This window comes from Streptomyces sp. NPDC039423, assembly GCF_055598725.1.
Window position 1 is genome coordinate 64,919 of sequence record NZ_JBVKAH010000001.1, and the last position, 18,476, is coordinate 83,394.

General features: G+C 72.1%; 14 protein-coding genes. 13 read left to right on the plus strand and 1 reads right to left on the minus strand.

What is annotated here, in order from left to right; translation table 11 throughout:
• Positions 1–64 precede the first annotated feature (64 nt).
• From ACZ7LK_RS00270 to ACZ7LK_RS00325, 12 genes are all read left to right on the plus strand, one after another.
• On the plus strand, positions 65–1,030 hold the full coding sequence (locus ACZ7LK_RS00270; protein ID WP_469464892.1) for a LysR family transcriptional regulator: 966 nt from the start codon (positions 65–67) through the stop codon (positions 1,028–1,030).
• Positions 1,031–1,174: 144 nt separating this feature from the next.
• Entirely contained in the window at positions 1,175–2,233 is a 1,059-nt protein-coding gene (locus tag ACZ7LK_RS00275) for a hypothetical protein (protein WP_471137687.1), read from the plus strand.
• Positions 2,234–2,296: 63 nt separating this feature from the next.
• Positions 2,297–4,420, plus strand: coding sequence for a bifunctional polysaccharide deacetylase/glycosyltransferase family 2 protein (locus ACZ7LK_RS00280; protein WP_392274861.1), 2,124 nt, complete (start codon positions 2,297–2,299; stop codon positions 4,418–4,420).
• A gap of 326 nt (positions 4,421–4,746) precedes the next feature.
• Entirely contained in the window at positions 4,747–5,952 is a 1,206-nt protein-coding gene (locus tag ACZ7LK_RS00285; RefSeq protein ID WP_392274862.1) for an acyltransferase family protein, read from the plus strand.
• 167 nt (positions 5,953–6,119) lie between these two features.
• Positions 6,120–7,451 (plus strand): nitrate/nitrite transporter, encoded by a 1,332-nt coding sequence (locus ACZ7LK_RS00290; protein ID WP_392274421.1) that lies wholly within the window; start codon positions 6,120–6,122, stop codon positions 7,449–7,451.
• Positions 7,452–7,540: 89 nt separating this feature from the next.
• Complete coding sequence (locus ACZ7LK_RS00295; RefSeq protein ID WP_392274422.1) at positions 7,541–8,689, plus strand: uroporphyrinogen-III synthase; 1,149 nt, start codon at positions 7,541–7,543, stop codon at positions 8,687–8,689.
• 146 nt (positions 8,690–8,835) lie between these two features.
• Positions 8,836–9,387 (plus strand): CGNR zinc finger domain-containing protein, encoded by a 552-nt coding sequence (locus tag ACZ7LK_RS00300; protein ID WP_392274423.1) that lies wholly within the window; start codon positions 8,836–8,838, stop codon positions 9,385–9,387.
• A 104-nt stretch (positions 9,388–9,491) separates the two neighbouring features.
• Entirely contained in the window at positions 9,492–10,085 is a 594-nt protein-coding gene (locus tag ACZ7LK_RS00305) for a sigma-70 family RNA polymerase sigma factor (RefSeq protein WP_064072166.1), read from the plus strand.
• Positions 10,082–10,912 (plus strand): anti-sigma factor family protein, encoded by an 831-nt coding sequence (locus ACZ7LK_RS00310; protein ID WP_392274424.1) that lies wholly within the window; start codon positions 10,082–10,084, stop codon positions 10,910–10,912. Before ACZ7LK_RS00305 ends, ACZ7LK_RS00310 begins: the two co-directional genes overlap by 4 nt.
• A gap of 60 nt (positions 10,913–10,972) precedes the next feature.
• The gene (locus tag ACZ7LK_RS00315) at positions 10,973–13,261 is read left to right on the plus strand and encodes a HelD family protein (protein ID WP_471137689.1); all 2,289 of its coding nucleotides are present in this window, start codon (positions 10,973–10,975) and stop codon (positions 13,259–13,261) included.
• Positions 13,262–13,700: 439 nt separating this feature from the next.
• A complete protein-coding gene (locus ACZ7LK_RS00320; protein WP_392274426.1) occupies positions 13,701–15,134 on the plus strand; it encodes an NAD-dependent malic enzyme in 1,434 nt (477 codons plus the stop codon).
• Positions 15,135–15,457: 323 nt separating this feature from the next.
• Complete coding sequence (locus ACZ7LK_RS00325; protein ID WP_017237029.1) at positions 15,458–15,739, plus strand: HU family DNA-binding protein; 282 nt, start codon at positions 15,458–15,460, stop codon at positions 15,737–15,739.
• Between the two features lie 442 nt (positions 15,740–16,181).
• Here ACZ7LK_RS00325 and murA read toward each other — a convergent pair whose 3' ends face one another.
• A complete protein-coding gene (gene murA, locus ACZ7LK_RS00330) occupies positions 16,182–17,522 on the minus strand; it encodes a UDP-N-acetylglucosamine 1-carboxyvinyltransferase (RefSeq protein ID WP_336322887.1) in 1,341 nt (446 codons plus the stop codon).
• Positions 17,523–17,778: 256 nt separating this feature from the next.
• On the opposite strand from murA, the gene ACZ7LK_RS00335 reads away from it, so the two are divergent.
• Entirely contained in the window at positions 17,779–18,339 is a 561-nt protein-coding gene (locus ACZ7LK_RS00335; RefSeq protein ID WP_392274427.1) for a YqgE/AlgH family protein, read from the plus strand.
• The last annotated feature ends 137 nt before the right edge of the window (positions 18,340–18,476 follow it).

The following is an 18,476-nucleotide window of genomic DNA, read 5'->3' on the forward strand; positions in this document are numbered from 1 at the left end:
CCGCTGCCGGGGTCCAACACCTGACGAGACCCCATTGACGCACTCGCGTTGTAAATTTCGCCGCGTGGCCCATGACATAGAACCCCGGCTCCTCCGCGCCTTCGTGGCCGTCGCCGGCGAACTGCACTTCACGCGCGCCGCCGCCCGGCTCTACGTGGCGCAGCAGGCGCTCAGCCGGGACATCCGGCGCCTGGAGCGGGAGCTGGGCACCGAGCTGTTCGTCCGGACCACCCGGCAGGTGGCGCTCACGGCGGACGGGGAGCGGCTGCTGCCGTACGCGCAGGGCGTGCTGGCGGCCCACGACGAGCTGGCCGCCGCCTTCGCCGACCCGGCGCGGCCGCTGCTGGTGGACCTCAACACCGACGGCATGATCAGCGGCCGGGTGCTGGCGCGGGCCCGGGAGCTGGTGCCCGACTGCGAGTTGATGGCCCGCTACCAGAGCGGGCTGACCGGTGCGGCCGCCGAGATCCTGGCCGGGCGGCTCGATGTGTCCTTCGGGCGGTTCGCGGGACTGGCGCCCGCCGTCCGCGCCCGGCTGTCGGCGCAGCCCGTACGGTACGAGCCGATGGCCGTGCTGCTGCCGGAGGGCCACCGGCTGGCGGGCCGGCCTGTGGTGGAGCTGGACGCGCTCGCGGGGGAGGCCGTGTACGCGGGCGCCGGCAACCCCGCCACCGGGGAGTGGACCGATCTGGCCGAGCGGCTGTTCGCCGGGCGCGGGATCCGGGTGGCCCCGCCGGCGCCGGTGGCGATCGGGTTCGAGGAGTTCCGCCGGGTCATGGCCAAAACTCGCACCCCGGTCCTGGCCGCCGTGGACTTCCCGGCCGTGCCCGGGAGCGTCCTGCGGCCCCTGGTCGACCCCGTGCCGCTGTCACCGGTGTCGCTGGTCTGGCGCAAGGGGCTGAAGCATCCGGGCGTCGAGGCGTTGCGGGCGGCGGCGGCCGAGCTCGCGGAGCGTGAGGGGTGGCTGACGAAACCGGCCGGAGCGTGGCTTCCGGAGGGTGATTTGACGCACATGTGCCCGAATCAATGAACCATAAGGCCTGTTGTCACACGCGTGCGCTACATTCATGGTCCGGGTGCAGTGTGGTGGGGTCGCTCCGGCAGGGTGGGGGCCCGGTCCGGTGCCGTACCCAGGTGGTCCGTACGCGCACCCTTGGTCCGTTCAGTGGGGGATGTGCGTACAAAAGTGGACAACTGGCGAGAAAGTGCCTGGAACGGGCACCAGAACGAGCCACAGGACAGCACGGTCCAGCTCGACAGTCTCAGCGAATTCGACGCCTTCGGCAGCCGCGGCGGTGGCGCCGCGCTCCAGCCCGAGGCCCACGGCTACCGGCCCGCCGGTCCCTGCCACGCGCAGGACGGCACCGGTTACGCGCCCGATCCCGCCGGGTACGCGGCGGACGGCCCGTTCCACCAGTCCGGTCACCACGACCACGGCTATGGCACCGCCCCCTACCCGGACGAGACCCTCGCCTACCGGGACGAGACCCTCGCCCACCGGGCCGACGGGCCCGGCCCGGACGCCGGGGACTCCGCGCCGCTGACCGTCGAGCTGCCCGCCGTGACGGTCGCCGCGGCCGCGGGCGCGACCGCGTCCATATCCTCCGCCGCTTCGTCGCCGACGGACCAGGAGCCCTCCGACGGGCCCGTGTTCGTCGACGAGAGCGGCCGCCGCAGCAAGAAGTTCCGCCGGCTCGGCTGGGTCCTCGCGACCGCCTGCGCGGTCTACGCCATCACGCTCGTCGTGTCCGTCATCGGCGGCAACTCCTCCGCGCCCTGGCTCCTCATACCCGGCCCCGCCGACGAGAAGAAGACCGACACCACCCAGGTCGTCCCCGCGCCCACCACCAGCGACGCGCCCCGCGGCGCCACCCCCGGCGCCGTCCCCGGCGCCCCGGCGCCCACCGACTCCACGGGCGCGGTCATCCCGCAGCCCGCCGACGGCGGTTCCCAGGGCGTTCCCGCCACCCCCCGCCCCGGCACGTCGTCGGATCCGGGCACCACGCCGAGCAAGAGGCCCGGCGGCGGCACGGACGCCGGCAAGCCGGACATCGATCCCACCCCGCCCCGGCCCACCGACGGTGGCTCCGTCGAGCAGCCGCCTCCCGTGACCCCGCCCCAGACGCCGGACCCGGATCCCACGGACACCCCGACGACCCCGACGGAAGAACCCACCGACCCGCCGGTCGGAGAGAGCGGCGGCCAGCAGATGGCCGCGGAAGGCGCACAGTAAATGACTTCCCCCGGCAGGCGGCGCGCCCAGAAGCAGAGGCGTGTCCGCCGGCGCAGGCTGCCCATGCGCTATCTGCTGCCTTCCCTCTTCCTGGTCGCGCTCCTCGCCATGCTCATGCTGCGCGGCTACGTCCACAGCGAGATCCTCGCCGACCACCGCGTCCGCCCCCCGGTCGCCTACGACCAGGTGCCCGAGGACATCCTCAAGGGCGGCCCGGTCATCGACGCCCGCGACGCGAACGCTCCCAAGGCGCTGAGCGTGCCCGACAAGAAGCTCGTCCTGACCTTCGACGACGGCCCGGACCCGGTCTGGACGCCGCGCGTGCTGGACAAGCTCAAGGAGTACGACGCGCACGGCGTCTTCTTCGTCACCGGCACCATGGCCTCGCGCTACCCCGACCTGGTCGAGCGGATGGTGAAGGAGGGCCACGAGGTCGGCCTGCACACCTTCAACCACCCCGACCTGTCGTTCCAGACCAAGAACCGCATCGACTGGGAGCTGTCCCAGAACCAGCTCGCCATCGCCGGCGCCGCCGGGGTGCGCACCTCGCTGTTCCGCCCGCCGTACTCCTCGTTCTCCGACGCCCTGGACAACGAGTCCTGGCCGGTCACCCAGTACATCGGCACCCGCGGCTACATCACCGCCTTCAACAACACCGACTCCGAGGACTGGAAGCGACCGGGCGCCGACGCGATCATCAAGCGCGCCACGCCCAAGGGCACCCAGGGCTCCATCGTGCTGATGCACGACTCCGGCGGTGACCGCTCCCAGACCGTCGAGGCCCTCGACCGCTTCCTGCCGCAGATGCAGAAGCGCGGGTACGAGTTCACCGTGCTCACCGAGGCGCTCGGCGCCCCCAGCGCCCACACCCCCGTCACCGGCTTCGAGCTGTGGAAGGGCAGGGCCTGGGTCACCGCCGTCGCCGTCTCCGAGAGCACCACCTCGGTGCTGGTCGGCGGCCTCGCCATCATCGGCGTGCTGGTCATCGCCCGCTTCGGCCTGATGCTCGTGCTGTCGTTCGCGCACGCCCGCAAGGTGCGCAGGCGCGGCTTCCGCTGGGGCGCGCCCGTCACCGAGCCGGTGACGGTGCTGGTCCCGGCGTACAACGAGAAGGAGTGCATCGAGAACACGGTGCGCTCGCTGATGGCCAGCGACCATCCCATCGAGGTCATCGTCATCGACGACGGCTCCTCGGACGGGACAGCCGACATCGTCGAGAACATGTGGCTGCCCAACGTCCGGGTGGTGCGGCAGGTCAACTCGGGCAAGCCCGAGGCGCTCAACAACGGCATCCGGCACGCGCGGTACGACATCATCGTGATGATGGACGGCGACACGGTCTTCGAACCGTCCACCGTCCGCGAGCTGGTGCAGCCCTTCGGCGACCCGCGCGTCGGCGCCGTCGCGGGCAACGCCAAGGTCGGCAACCGCGACTCGCTCATCGGGGCCTGGCAGCACATCGAGTACGTGATGGGCTTCAACCTCGACCGCCGCATGTACGACCTGCTCGGCTGCATGCCCACCATCCCGGGCGCGGTCGGCGCCTTCCGCCGCGAGGCCCTGGACCGGGTCGGCGGCATGAGCGAGGACACCCTCGCCGAGGACACCGACATCACCATGGCCATGCACCGCGACGGCTGGCGCGTGGTCTACGCCGAGAAGGCCCGCGCCTGGACCGAGGCGCCGGAGTCCGTCCAGCAGCTCTGGTCCCAGCGCTACCGCTGGTCCTACGGCACGATGCAGGCCATCTGGAAGCACCGCCGCGCGCTGATCGAGAGCGGTCCGTCCGGCCGCTTCGGCCGCGTGGGCCTGCCGCTGGTGTCGCTGTTCATGGTGCTGTTCCCGCTGCTGGCCCCGCTCATCGACGTCTTCCTGCTCTACGGGCTGATCTTCGGCCCCACCGGGCAGACCGTCGTCGCCTGGCTCGGCGTCCTCGCCATCCAGGCCGTGTGCGCCGCGTACGCCTTCCGGCTCGACCGCGAGCGCATGGTCCACCTCATCTCGCTGCCTCTCCAGCAGCTCCTGTACCGGCAGCTCATGTACGTGGTGCTGCTCCAGTCCTGGATCACCGCTCTCACCGGCGGCCGGCTGCGCTGGCAGAAGCTGCGCCGGACCGGTGTGGTGGAGGCGCCCGGCTCCATACCGAGCCAGCGGCGCAGCGGTGACGATCGGAGTCCTGTCGCATGACGACCCCCACGAGCCGCCCGGCCGGTGACGGTTCCGAGTGGTTCGGCACCCCGGCCGCCTCAGGCGGCGGGTCCGGCCGGCCCGGCGCCGACCCGCTCGGTGACGGTGCCTTCGCCACCGACCCGTTCGCCACCGACCCGTTCGGCGACGTCCCCCGGCAGCCCGGCCCCGGCGCCCACGGCCCCGCCCCGACGGCGTACGACGACGTCTTCGGCGACGGCCCCGGCGACCCCTTCGGCGCCCCGGCCCCGGCCCACGGGCCCGGCGCCCCGGCCGCCGACGGGACCGACGCCCACGGCGCCGCCGCCCTCGCCGGCACCGGCACGATGACCGTCCCGGAGACGACCGACGGCGTCCCGCGCGCCAAGCACAAGGCGCCCGTGGCGGGCGGCCCCGCCCCGGCGGCCGCGCGGCCCGGCCGTGACCGCTACCTGGACCTGCTGCGCGCCGTCGCGCTGGTCCGCGTGATCGTCTACCACATCTTCGGCTGGGCCTGGCTGACCGTCCTCTTCCCCTCCATGGGCGTGATGTTCGCGCTCGCCGGCTCGCTGATGGCGCGCTCGCTGTCGCGGCCCGCCTGGGGCGTGATCCGCGGACGTATCCGGCGGCTGCTGCCGCCCATGTGGGCGTTCTCGCTCACCGTCGTACCGATCATGTTCTACTTCGGCTGGAAGCCGCTGAAGGAAGAAGGCCTGTGGTGGTTCGCCAAGCTGGCCACCTACGTCTTCCCGATCGGCGCCCCGCCGTACCCCTGGCACAGCGGTGACAAGGCCGGTCTGCTGGAGGACACCTGGGCCGTCCAGGCCGCGGGACCGCTCTGGTACATCCGCGCCTACCTGTGGTTCGTGATCGCCTCGCCGCTGCTGCTGCGGGCGTTCCGCAAGCTGCCGTGGGTGACGCTGCTCGCGCCGCTCGGCCTCACCGCGATCGTCGGCTCCGGCCTGATCAAGATCCCCGGCGAGACCGGCAACGCGATCACCGACTTCGCCTGCTACGGCTCCTGCTGGGTGCTGGGCTTCGCGCACAACGAGGGCCTGTTCCAGAAGGTCCCGAGGTACGTCTCGGTCTCCGTGTCCGCGCTGATCATGGCCTTCGGTCTGTGGTGGGCGTCCGGCCACCTGGGCCCGGACGGCTGGGACCTCAACGACATCCCGCTGGCCCAGGCCACCTGGTCGTTCGGCTTCTGCGTGATCCTGCTCCAGTACTCGCCGTCCTGGAAGGAACTGCCGGGCAAGCTCGCCGGCTGGGACACCCTGGTGACCCTGGCGAACAACCGGGCCGTGACCATCTACCTCTGGCACAACCTGCTGATCATGGCCACCATCCCGGTCATCGACCTGCTGTTCCAGATCCCGGGCGTCTGGCCCACCTACTCCGGCTACATCGAGAGCGCGTACACCGTGCTCATGCTGATCGTGGTGTTCCCGCTGATCGGCCTGATGATCATGGCCGTGGGCTGGCTGGAGGACGTCGCCGCCAAGCGCAAGCCCCGGCTCTGGCCGAACGGTGCCAAGAAGAAGGCACGCGCCTAGGGGAGTCTCCGGAAAGTATCGGCGCCCGCCCGGCGCTCACAGTCCGCCCGCGCGCCGGGTGAGAGCAAGGTTTCAGCCCGGTCACCTCACATGACCGGGCTGAAACGCATCCTCCCTAACGTCGGGTCCTGACGGGAACGACGGACCTGAAGCAGCGGAGGTACCCGATGGGCGGCCGGTGGATCGAGCGGTGGGAACCCGAGGACGAGACCTTCTGGCGGGAGACGGGGGAGCGGATCGCCAAGCGCAACCTGCTCTTCTCGGTGCTCTCCGAGCACATCGGCTTCTCCATCTGGTCGCTGTGGTCCGTGATGGTGCTGTTCATGGGCCCGGAGTACGGCATCGACCCGGCCGGCAAGTTCTCCCTCATCGCGGTGGCGACGCTCGTCGGGGCCGTCATCCGCGTCCCGTACACCTTCGCCGTCGCCCGCTTCGGCGGCCGCAACTGGACCATCTTCAGCGCGCTGATGCTCCTGCTGCCGACCGGCGCCGCGTACGCCGTGATGGAGCCGGGCACGTCGTACACCACCTTCCTGCTGGTCGCCGCGCTCACCGGGGTCGGCGGCGGCAACTTCGCCTCGTCGATGACGAACATCAACGCCTTCTTCCCGCTCCACAAGAAGGGCTGGGCCCTCGGCCTCAACGCGGGCGGCGGCAACATCGGCGTCCCCGTCGTCCAGCTCACCGGCCTGCTCGTCATCGGAACGGCCGGCGCGGCCCAGCCCCGGGTCGTGCTCGGGATCTACCTTCCGCTGATCGTGGTCGCCGCCGTGTGCGCAGCGCTGTACATGGACAACCTGGCGCCCGTGAAGAACGACACCGGCGCCGTCAGGGAGGCCGTCAGGGACGCCCACACCTGGATCATGGCGTTCCTCTACATCGGCACCTTCGGCTCGTTCATCGGCTACAGCTTCGCCTTCGGCCTGGTGCTCCAGACCCAGTTCGGGCGTACGCCGCTCCAGGCCGCGTCCCTCACCTTCATCGGGCCGCTGCTCGGCTCCCTGATCCGCCCGCTCGGCGGCTCCCTCGCCGACCGGCACGGCGGCGCCCGGATCACCCTGGGGACCTTCATCGCCATGGCCGCCGCCACGGGTGTGGTCGTCTACGCCTCCGTCATCGAGTCGCTCACCGTGTTCCTCGTCGGCTTCATCGCCCTGTTCATCCTCAGCGGGCTCGGCAACGGCTCCACGTTCAAGATGATCCCCGCCATCTTCCAGGCCAAGGCGTACGCCTCCGGGCTGGAGGGCGAGGAGGCCGAGGCGTACGGGCGGCGGCTGTCCGGCGCCGCGATCGGGCTGATCGGCGCCGTCGGCGCCATCGGCGGGCTCGCCATCAACCTGGCCTTCCGGCAGTCCTTCCAGACCGCAGGCACCGGCACCGCCGCCTTCGTCGCCTTCCTCCTCTTCTACGCCGCGTGCCTCACCGTCACCTGGGCGGTATACCTTCGCCGCCCGGTGGAGGCCCCCGCCAAGCGGCAGCTCAGCTACTCCGAGGTGTGACGGAGGTGGCACTCCACCACGCCGTACGTAACGGGGGAGAAACCCCGGTGAACCGAGACCGACACGGATCCTTGCCAGTCTCTGGTGTCATGCACGAGCAAGAGCATGGTTCCCACGGCCCGCTGGCCGGGTTCACCGTCGGTGTCACCGCGGCCCGCCGCGCGGACGAACTGGGCGCGCTGCTGGAGCGCCGGGGCGCGGCGGTCGCGCACGCCCCGGCCCTGCGGATCGTGCCGCTCGCCGACGACGCCGAGCTCCTCGACGCCACCAAGGCCCTCATCGGCCGGGCCCCGGACATCGTGGTCGCCACGACCGCGATCGGCTTCCGGGGCTGGCTGGAGGCGGCCGACGGCTGGGGGTACGGCGAGGAGCTCCTCGACAGACTGCGCGGCGCGCAGGTCCTCGCCCGCGGCCCCAAGGTCAAGGGCGCGGTACGGGCGGCCGGACTGACCGAGGAGTGGTCGCCCGCCTCGGACTCCATGGCCGAGGTACTGGACCGGCTGCTGGAACAGGACGTCACCGGGCGCCGCATCGCGCTCCAGTTGCACGGCGAGCCGCTGCCCGGCTTCGTCGAGGCGCTGCGCGACGCGGGCGCCGAGGTCGTGGTCGTCCCCGTCTACCGGTGGATGCCGCCCGAGGACCTGGCCCCCCTGGACCGGCTCGTCGACGCGACCGTGGCCCGGTCGCTGGACGCGGTGACGTTCACCAGCGCCCCGGCCGGCGCGTCGATGCTGGCCCGTGCCCAGGACCGGGGCCTGCTGCCCGAACTGCTGGACGCGCTGCGCCACGACGTGCTGGCCGCCTGCGTCGGGCCGGTCACCGCCCTGCCGCTCCAGGCCCACGGCATCGACACCGTCCAGCCGGCCCGCTTCCGCCTGGGCCCCCTGGTGCAACTGCTGTGCCAGGAGCTGCCCGCGCGGGCACGCACCCTCCCGGTCGCCGGGCGCCGCATCGAGATCCGGGGCCACGCCGTCCTGGTCGACGGGGACCTGCGCCCGGTGCCTCCGGCCGGCATGTCCCTGCTCCACTCGCTGGCCCGCCGCCCCGGCTGGGTCGTCTCCCGCGCCGACCTGCTGCGTGCCCTGCCCGGGGCGGGCCGCGACGAGCACGCCGTGGAGACCGCGATGGCCCGCCTCCGCTCGGCACTGGGCGCCCCCAAGCTCATCCAGACGGTCGTCAAGCGGGGCTACCGGCTGGCCCTGGACCCGGGCGCGGACGCCAAGTACGCCGACGGGTAGGAATCAGCGGGGGCTCACCGAGCGCGGGGTCGCGCCGGCGCCGCCGTACGGTCCGTGTCGCCCGCCCGCCGCGATACGGCCCATGTCGCCCGCCCGCCGCGCAGGCGGGGTACCGGTCGCCGTCCCGGGCGGGCACTCTGGGGCGCATGGTGGCATGGCGGTTCCACTCCGGGCGGCTCTGCCTGGACCTCATGGCCGAGCCGCCGTCCGACCCCGGGCGGCTCGCGCACTGGCTCGTCACCGCCGGACTCGTACCGGCCGGGACGCCTCTCGACGGGGTGGACGAGCACTGGGCGGAACGGTTCGCCGAACTGGCCCGGGACATCGACCGGTTGGTCCGGGACGAGCTCGACGGCCGGGGCGGGCACCCCGGTTCCCGCCTCGACCGCCTCAACGCCCTCGCCGCCGCCCCGCCTCCGGCGCCCCGGGCCGTGCCCGGCGAGGGGGGCCGCCTCGTCCGGGCGCTGGCCGTGCCGCCCGGTTGCCGGGCCCTCCTCGCGGCCGTCGCCCGGGACGCGGTCGACCTCCTGACCGACCCGGCGACCCGCGCGCGGCTGCGCCAGTGCGAGGGAGAGGCCTGCCGCCGTGTGTATCTCGACACATCGCGCGGGCGCCGGCGCCGCTGGTGTTCCAGTGCGACGTGCGGCAACCGGGAGCGTGTGGCGCGCCACCGTGCGCGCACACACGGCCAGTTGTGAAACTTCCTGGAAAAAAATCTCCGCGCGTTGAGCAAACCCCCCCGCCCCCCACGTAGTGATGGGGGACAGCGAGTCAGATCAAGGTCTCGACCGGGAGGTTCCAGGTGCGCAAGGATGCCGCCGTGGCCGATGACCGTCGGGGGACGCATCGTGCCCGGCATCGAGCGGTGCCCGCACGCACCCAACCGGACGTCCCGGACGAAGAGTTGATGCGTGCTCTCTACCGTGAACACGCCGGGCCCCTGCTCGCCTATGTACTGCGCCTCGTCGCCGGCGACCGCCAGCGCGCCGAGGACGTCGTACAGGAGACGCTCATCCGTGCCTGGAAGAACGCCGGTCAGCTCAATCGGGCGACCGGCTCTGTCCGACCCTGGCTGGTGACGGTCGCCCGGCGTATCGTCATCGACGGCCACCGCAGCCGGCAGGCCCGGCCGCAGGAGGTCGATCCGTCGCCGCTCGAGGTCATGCCCGCGGAGGACGAGATCGACAAGGCGTTGTGGCTGATGACGCTCTCTGATGCGCTCGACGATTTGACCCCGGCCCACCGGGAAGTCTTGGTCGAGACATATTTCAAGGGGCGTACGGTCAACGAGGCGGCCGAGATCCTCGGCATACCCAGCGGGACCGTCCGGTCCCGCGTGTTCTACGCACTGCGTTCGATGAAGCTCGCGCTGGAGGAGAGGGGGATCTCGGCATGACGTCGCACCACGCTCCACAGGGGAACGAGTCGGTGCACGACGCAGTCGGCGCGTATGTGCTCGGCATTCTGGACGACGCCGAAGCCACCGCCTTCGAGGCGCATCTGGCGGGCTGCGACCTGTGCGCCCACCACCTGGAGGAGTTCTCCGGGATGGAACCGATGCTGGCCATGCTCGCCGAGGCCCCCGGCCCCGCGGAGCGGCCGGTCGTCCTCCCGATGCCGGAGCGGCCCGGCGCCCGCGGCGCCCCCGGCGGACCACCGGCGCCGATGCTCGACCGCCTCGTCGACGAGGTGGCCGTCAAACGCGCCCAGCGCCGCCGCCGCAGCCGTTTCCTGGTCGCGGCGGCTGCCGCGCTGATCATCGCCGGTCCCGCGGCGGCGTTCGTCGCCACCTCCTCCGGCGGCGGGGAGACCAACCGGACCAACCAGGCGATCGACCCGCACCCGACGAGCCCCGCCGAGGACGCCTTCTTCCACCACATGGACGAGAAGGTCCAGCACACCGACGCCGGCACCAAGGTCAGCGCCACCGTCGGCATGGAGAAGAAGGCCTGGGGCACCCACACGGTCCTGGAGCTGAAGAACGTCAAGGGTCCGCTCAAGTGCAACCTGATCGCCGTCTCCAAGACCGGCGAGGAGGAGGTCGTCACGTCGTGGGCCGTCCCCAAGTGGGGGTACGGCATCCCGGGCAGCACCCATGAGACGGGCAAGAACCCGCTGTACGTGCACGGCGGCGCCGCCATGGACCGGAACGACATCGACCACTTCGAGGTCCGCACCTTCGACGGAGAGCGCCTGGTGGAGGTCCCCGCGGCCACCGCCTGACATATGCCCCTCCTGTGGCGTACGCTCGACGGCTGCCCAGCACGTCAGAAGGGGGCCTCGGTGGCCGCGCAGGAAGCCGACCGTGGTGTCGATACGATCCGGGACCGCGAGCTCGGGATCGAACAGGACCACCTGGACCAGGTGTACCGCCGCCTCGAGGAGAAGATCCACGAGGCGGAGTTCCTGATGAACGACGCCGCCAAGAGGGGTCAGGTCGGCACGCCCGGCGCGCTCGCCGAGCGCGACGCCCAGGTGTTCCGGGCCGGTATCCACCTCAACCGGCTCAACAACGAGTACGAGGACTTCCTCTTCGGCCGGATCGACCTGCTGTACGGCAAGGACGGCAAGAAGGGCCCCGACGGCGCGTACACCTCCGTCGAGCCCGCCGACGACGCCGTACGGCCGGACGGCACCGCCGACATCGGCGAGACCCTCCACATCGGCCGCATCGGCGTCCTCGACTCCGACTACGCGCCGCTCGTGATCGACTGGCGCGCCCCGGCCGCCGCCCCCTTCTACCGCTCCACGCCCGTGGAACCGGGACGGGTGGTGCGCCGCCGGGTCATCCGCTCCCGGGGCCGCAAGGTCCTCGGCGTCGAGGACGACCTGATGCGCCCGGAGCTGAAGGCCCGGCTCGGCGGCGAGGAGCTGGCCGTGCTCGGCGACGGCGCCCTGATGGCCGCGCTCGGCCAGGCCCGCAGCCACACCATGCGCGACATCGTCTCGTCCATCCAGGCGGAGCAGGACCTGGTCATCCGGGCCCCCGCCGCCTCCGTGACGTACGTCGAGGGCGGCCCCGGCACCGGGAAGACCGCCGTCGCGCTGCACCGCGCCGCCTACCTGCTCTACCAGGACCGGCGCAGATACGCGGGCGGCATCCTCATCGTCTCGCCCACCCCGCTGCTGGTCGCCTACACCGAGGGCGTCCTGCCGTCGCTGGGCGAGGAGGGCCAGGTGGCGATCCGCGCGGTCGGCAGCCTGGTCGACGGGGTGGAGGCCACGGTGTACGACGAGCCGGCGGTCGCCCGCGTCAAGGGTTCCTCCCGGATGCGGGCGGTGCTGCGCAAGGCCGTGCGGGGCGCCCTCGAACTGGGCGACGCGCCCGAGCGGCTGCGGGTGGTGGCCTTCGGCCGGCGCCTGGAGCTGGAGGGCGAGGAGCTCACCCGGATCCGGCACGCCGCGCTCGGCGGCACCGCGCCGGTCAACCTGCTGCGCCCCCGGGCCCGCAAACTGCTGCTGGACGCCCTGTACGCCAAGACGGGCGCGGGCTCCCGGCACCCGGGCGACCCGGAGCTGGCCGCCGAACTGCGCTCCTCCTTCGACGAGGACGTGACCACCGAGGACAGCTTCCTCGCGTTCCTGGACGCCTGGTGGCCCGAGCTCACGCCCCGGCGCGTCCTGGAGGCGATGGCCGACGAGAAGCGGCTGGGCCGCTGGGCGCGCCGGGTGCTCAACCAGGGCGAGGTGCGGCGCCTGGCCCGCTCGCTGCGGCGCGACGGGTACTCCGTGCACGACGTGGCGCTGCTGGACGAGCTCCAGACGCTGCTGGGTGCCCCGGCGCGCCCGCGCAGGAAGCGGGAGCTCGACCCGCTGGACCAGCTCACCGGGCTGGAGGAGCTGATGCCGGTGCGCGAGGAGTCGCAGTGGGAGCGGGCGGAGCGGCTGGCGCAGGAGCGCACCGAGTACGCCCACGTCATCGTGGACGAGGCGCAGGACCTCACGCCCATGCAGTGGCGGATGGTCGGCCGGCGCGGGCGGCACGCCACCTGGACGGTGGTGGGCGACCCGGCCCAGTCGTCCTGGTCGGTGCCGGACGAGGCGGCCGAGGCACGGGACGAGGCGCTGGGCAGCCGGCCGCGCCGGCGCTTCGAGCTGACCGTGAACTACCGGAACCCGGCCGAGATCGCGGAGCTCGCCGCCAAGGTGCTGGCCCTGGCCATGCCGGGCATGGAGGCGCCCCGGGCGGTGCGCTCCACGGGCGTGGAGCCCCGCTTCGTGGCCGTGGCGGGCGGGGACCTCGCCGAGGTGGTGCGCGAGGAGGCGCGGCGGCTGCTGGACCGCGTGGACGGCACGGTGGGCGTCGTGGTGGCGATGAACCGGCGCGAGCAGGCGGCGCGCTGGCTGGCGGACCTGGGCGACCGGGTGGTGGCCCTGGGCAGCCTGGAGGCGAAGGGCCTGGAGTACGACGCGACGGTGGTCGTCTCGCCCGCCGAGATCGCCGACGAGTCCCCGGCCGGGCTGCGGGTGCTGTACGTGGCCCTCACCCGTGCGACCCAGCAGTTGACGGTGGTCTCGGGGCGCCGGGACGACCCGGACGCGGAGGGCGTCCCGGACCTGCTCCGGGACTGAGCCCGGGCCCTCGGAGCGGGACCGGACCGGAACCGTCGCGGGGCCGGTCGGGGAACGGATCGGCGCGGGGGGAATCACTTACCGGGGCGGTTTGTTAGCCTGGGTGTGGCACCGGCTCGATCCAAGCCCCCGGGCCCAACCTTCGTCGCTACGAGCGACCACTTGCCGCGAGGCGAGCATGGCGGGTCGGTGCCACTCAAGTCGTACACAGCAGGTCCGTGTCATCGTCCGATGGCACGGACCTGCTGTCGTTTCGTCCGCCAGGACTTCCGTCGGCACCCTGATCTCTCGTATGGTGGAAAACAGTTTCCGAAAGCTGTACGACCGAAACGACCGCTATTACCTGCTACTCGCAGGTAGGTGCGACCATCGGAGGGCTCCGCCCGGTCACCGCCGGCGCGGCGCGGCAACGAACCAGGGAAAGCAGAGGAACACGGCCATGGCAACGGCGCCCAGCGTCTCGTACTCGATGACGGTCCGGCTGGAGGTGCCCGCGAGCGGAACAGCGGTCTCCCAGCTCACCACGGTTGTGGAATCCTCGGGCGGCTCGGTCACCGGCCTCGACGTGACCGCCTCCGGCCACGAGAAACTGCGGATCGACGTCACCATCGCCGCCAGCTCCACCTCCCACGCCGACGAGATCGTCGGGAAGCTGCGCGGCATCGAGGGCGTCGTCCTCGGCAAGGTCTCCGACCGTACGTTCCTGATGCACCTCGGCGGCAAGATCGAGATGGCGTCCAAGCACCCCATCCGCAACCGTGACGACCTCTCCATGATCTACACCCCCGGCGTGGCCCGCGTCTGCATGGCGATCGCCGAGAACCCCGAGGACGCCCGCCGCCTCACCATCAAGCGCAACTCCGTCGCAGTCGTGACGGACGGCTCCGCCGTGCTGGGCCTCGGCAACATCGGCCCCAAGGCCGCGCTGCCGGTCATGGAGGGCAAGGCGGCCCTGTTCAAGCGGTTCGCCGGCATCGACGCCTGGCCCATCTGCCTGGACACCCAGGACTCCGACGCCATCGTCGAGATCGTCAAGGCCATCGCCCCCGGCTTCGCCGGCATCAACCTGGAGGACATCTCCGCGCCCCGCTGCTTCGAGATCGAGGCACGGCTGCGCGAGGCCCTCGACATCCCCGTCTTCCACGACGACCAGCACGGCACCGCGATCGTCGTCCTGGCCGCCCTCACCAACGCCCTGCGCGTGGTGGGCAAGGCCATGGGGGACGTGCGGGTCGTCATGTCCGGCGCCGGAGCGGCCGGCACGGCCATCCTCAAGCTGCTCATCGCGGCGGGCGTCAAGCACGCCGTCGTCGCCGACATCCACGGCGTGGTGCACGCGGGCCGCGAGGACCTCGTCTCCGCCGACCCCGAGTCGCCGCTGCGCTGGATCGCCGACAACACCAACCCCGAGGGCGTCACCGGCACCCTCAAGGAGGCCGTGCGCGACGCCGACGTCTTCATCGGCGTCTCCGCCCCGAACGTCCTGTCCGGCGACGACGTGGCGGCCATGGCGGACGGCGCCATCGTGTTCGCGCTCGCGAACCCGGACCCCGAGGTCGAGCCTGCAATCGCCCGCCAGACGGCGGCAGTTGTGGCCACCGGACGGTCCGACTTCCCCAACCAGATCAACAACGTCCTGGTCTTCCCGGGCGTGTTCCGCGGCCTGCTCGACGCACAGTCGCGCACGGTCAACACGGACATGATGCTCGCGGCGGCCGCCGCCCTCGCGGACGTCGTCACCGAGGACGAGCTGAACCCGAACTACATCATCCCGTCCGTCTTCAACGACAAGGTCGCGGGCGCCGTCGCGGGCGCGGTGCGCGACGCCGCCAAGGCCGCCGGCGCCGGTGTGACGGCGCCCACGTCCGTCTGACCTCCGGCGCGTCGCGTGTCCCGGGGCCGTAAAACCGCCTTTAGGGTGGCGGTTCGGCCCCGGGAAGTCTCGGAGAGTCTCGGAGGAGTCGACCGAACGTCACCACGGCGGGCCCGTGGCGCTTTTCGTGTGACTCCGGAGGGTGCCGGATTGGCTTTCCCGCCGCTGGTGGGGGCAGGATGCGTATTCGGGCGCGAGGGTCTGACAGCAGACCCGGGTCCGGGGACTGTCCGAGGGCCCTGGCAGCATCGGCTTCGCTGTGCCCAATATGCGGCTTCGCCGCGTGGCACGCCTCAACAGCAAGAAGAACACGGGAGTACAACATGAACCGCAGTGAGCTGGTGGCCGCCCTGGCCGACCGCGCCGAGGTGACCCGCAAGGACGCCGACGCCGTGCTGGCCGCGCTCGCCGAGACCGTCGGTGAGGTCGTCGCCAAGGGCGACGAGAAGGTCACCATCCCCGGCTTCCTGACCTTCGAGCGCACCCACCGTGCCGCTCGCACCGCTCGTAACCCGCAGACCGGCGACCCGATCAACATCCCGGCCGGCTACAGCGTGAAGGTCTCCGCGGGCTCCAAGCTCAAGGAAGCCGCCAAGGGCAAGTAAGCCCCCCTGGCGCGTTGAGAAGGGCGGCCACCCCCCGGAGGGGTGGCCGCCCTTCGTTTTTTGGGCTCGGTTCGCCTCCGGGGCGCTCGCCCTTTTTTTGGGCTCGGTTCGCCTCCGGGGCGCTCAAGCGTGTGTGACGGTCGATCGTGCTCGGTTTTTCTCCCGGCTCGGTTCGCCTCCGGGGCGCTCAAGCGTGTGTCGACGGTCGATCGTGCTCGACCCCCTCGTTCCTCGGGGGCCTCCGCGCGTTCTCCCTTTCGACACCCGCCGCGCCCCTTCGGCTCACTCGCCCCGTTTCTCGGGGGCCTCCGCCCTTTCGGCGCCCGCCGCGCCCCTTCGGCTCACTCGCCCGGTGCGGGGCCTGTGAGGGGCTGTGCGGGGCCCGGAACGGCCGACGGCCCCTCGCACGGGGCGAGGGGCCGTCGGAGTGGCTCACGGGGCGTCAGACGATCGCGCTGCCCGGGAGTTCGACCTTCGCGCCGAGTTCCACGAGCTTCTCCATGAAGTTCTCGTAGCCGCGGTTGATCAGGTCGATGCCGTGCACCCGCGAGGTGCCCTGCGCCGCCAGGGCCGCGATCAGGTACGAGAAGCCGCCGCGCAGGTCGGGGATGACCAGATCGGCGCCCTGGAGCTTCGTCGGGCCCGAGACGACCGCCGAGTGCAGGAAGTTGCGCTGGCCGAAGCGGCAGTCCGAGCCGCCCAGGCACTCCCGGTAGAGCTGGATGTGCGCGCCCATCTGGTTCAGCGCGGAGGTGAAGCCCAGCCGCGACTCGTACACCGTCTCGTGGACGATGGACAGGCCCGCCGCCTGCGTGAGCGCCACCACCAGGGGCTGCTGCCAGTCCGTCTGGAAACCGGGGTGCACGTCGGTCTCCAGGGCGATCGCGTTCAGCGCGCCGCCGGGGTGCCAGAAGCGGATGCCCTCGTCGTCGATCTCGAAGGCACCGCCCACCTTCCGGTAGGTGTTCAGGAACGTCATCATCGAGCGCTGCTGCGCGCCGCGCACGTAGATGTTGCCCTCGGTCGCCAGCGCCGCGCTCGCCCAGGAGGCCGCCTCCAGGCGGTCCGGGAGGGCGCGGTGGGTGTAGCCGCCGAGCTTGTCGACACCGGTGATCCGGATGGTCCGGTCGGTGTCCATGGAGATGATCGCGCCCATCTTCTGGAGCACGCAGATCAGGTCCTCGATCTCCGGCTCCACCGCCGCGTTGGACAGCTCCGTGACGCCCTCCGCCAGCACGGCCGTCAGCAGCACCTGCTCGGTCGAGCCGACCGAGGGGTACGGCAGCCGGATCTTCGTGCCGCGCAGCCGCTGCGGGGCCTCCAGGTACTGGCCGTCGGCGCGCTTCTCGATCGTCGCGCCGAACTGGCGCAGCACGTCGAAGTGGAAGTCGATCGGCCGGCCGCCGATGTCGCAGCCGCCCAGGCCCGGGATGAAGGCGTGGCCGAGGCGGTGCAGCAGCGGGCCGCAGAACAGGATGGGGATGCGCGACGAGCCGGCGTGGGCGTCGATGTCGGCCACGTTGGCGGACTCGACGTGCGTCGGGTCCAGGACCAGTTCGCCCGGCTCCTCGCCGGGGCGGACGGTCACGCCGTGAAGCTGGAGCAGCCCGCGCACGACGCGGACGTCACGGATGTCGGGCACATTGCGCAGCCGGCTCGGCCCGCTGCCGAGCAGGGCTGCGACCATCGCCTTGGGCACGAGGTTCTTCGCGCCGCGGACGCGGATCTCGCCCTCCAGCGGGGTTCCGCCGTGGACAAGCAGTACATCGTCTGTGCCGGTCATGAATCTCGCGTTCCGGTGGGAGGTCGGGCAGGGGGCCAGGGAAAAGGGTAAGGGGGCGGAGTGGCCTTCTTGGTAGCCCGTGGACGCCACTCAGATGTAATGAATTCGGCACAGCACCCTCCGTTCCCCGGCCCTTGCGGACGGTTACCGTCCGCTTTCGGCCAGAGCGCTCCCGGGGCGCCCGTGGCGCGGGGCCGTGGCGCCCGTCCGGCCGCCGACCCCCCACGGACGGCCGGGATGCGGGATCATGTCTGGCATGACCGAGGTGTCCTCGCTCACCGGACGGCTGCTCGTCGCCACCCCCGCGCTGGCGGACCCGAACTTCGACCGCGCGGTGGTGCTGCTGCTCGACCACGACGACGAGGGCTCCCTCGGCGTGGTCCTCAACCGCCCGACGCCGGTCGGTGTCGGTGACGTCCTGGAGGGCTGGGCGCCACTGACGGGTGAACCGGGCGTGGTGTTCCAGGGCGGCCCCGTCTCCCTCGACGCCGCCCTCGGGATCGCCGTGATCCCAGGTGACGAGGGCCCCCTGGGCTGGCGGCGGGTGTACGGGGCGATCGGGCTCGTGGACCTGGAGACCCCGCCGGAACTCCTCGCCGCCGCGCTGGGCAGCCTGCGGATCTTCGCCGGGTACGCGGGGTGGGGGCCGGGCCAGCTCGAGGACGAGCTCGCCGAGGGCGCCTGGTTCGTCGTGGACTCCGAACCGGGGGACGTCTCGTCGCCGCGTCCCGAGAGCCTGTGGCGCGAGGTGCTGCGGCGCCAGCGCGGCGAGCTCGCCATGATCGCCACGTATCCGGACGATCCCTCGCTGAACTGAGCCTCCGGGGCAGACGGGGCGGTACGGCGGGTTTCGGCCACCCGCCCGGACCGGACGCGCAGCGCCCGCCGGGTGACGGGCTTCACACCGCGGCCGCGCTTCCGGGGCGGCGGGCCCGCGGGGCCTCGCTCCCGGGA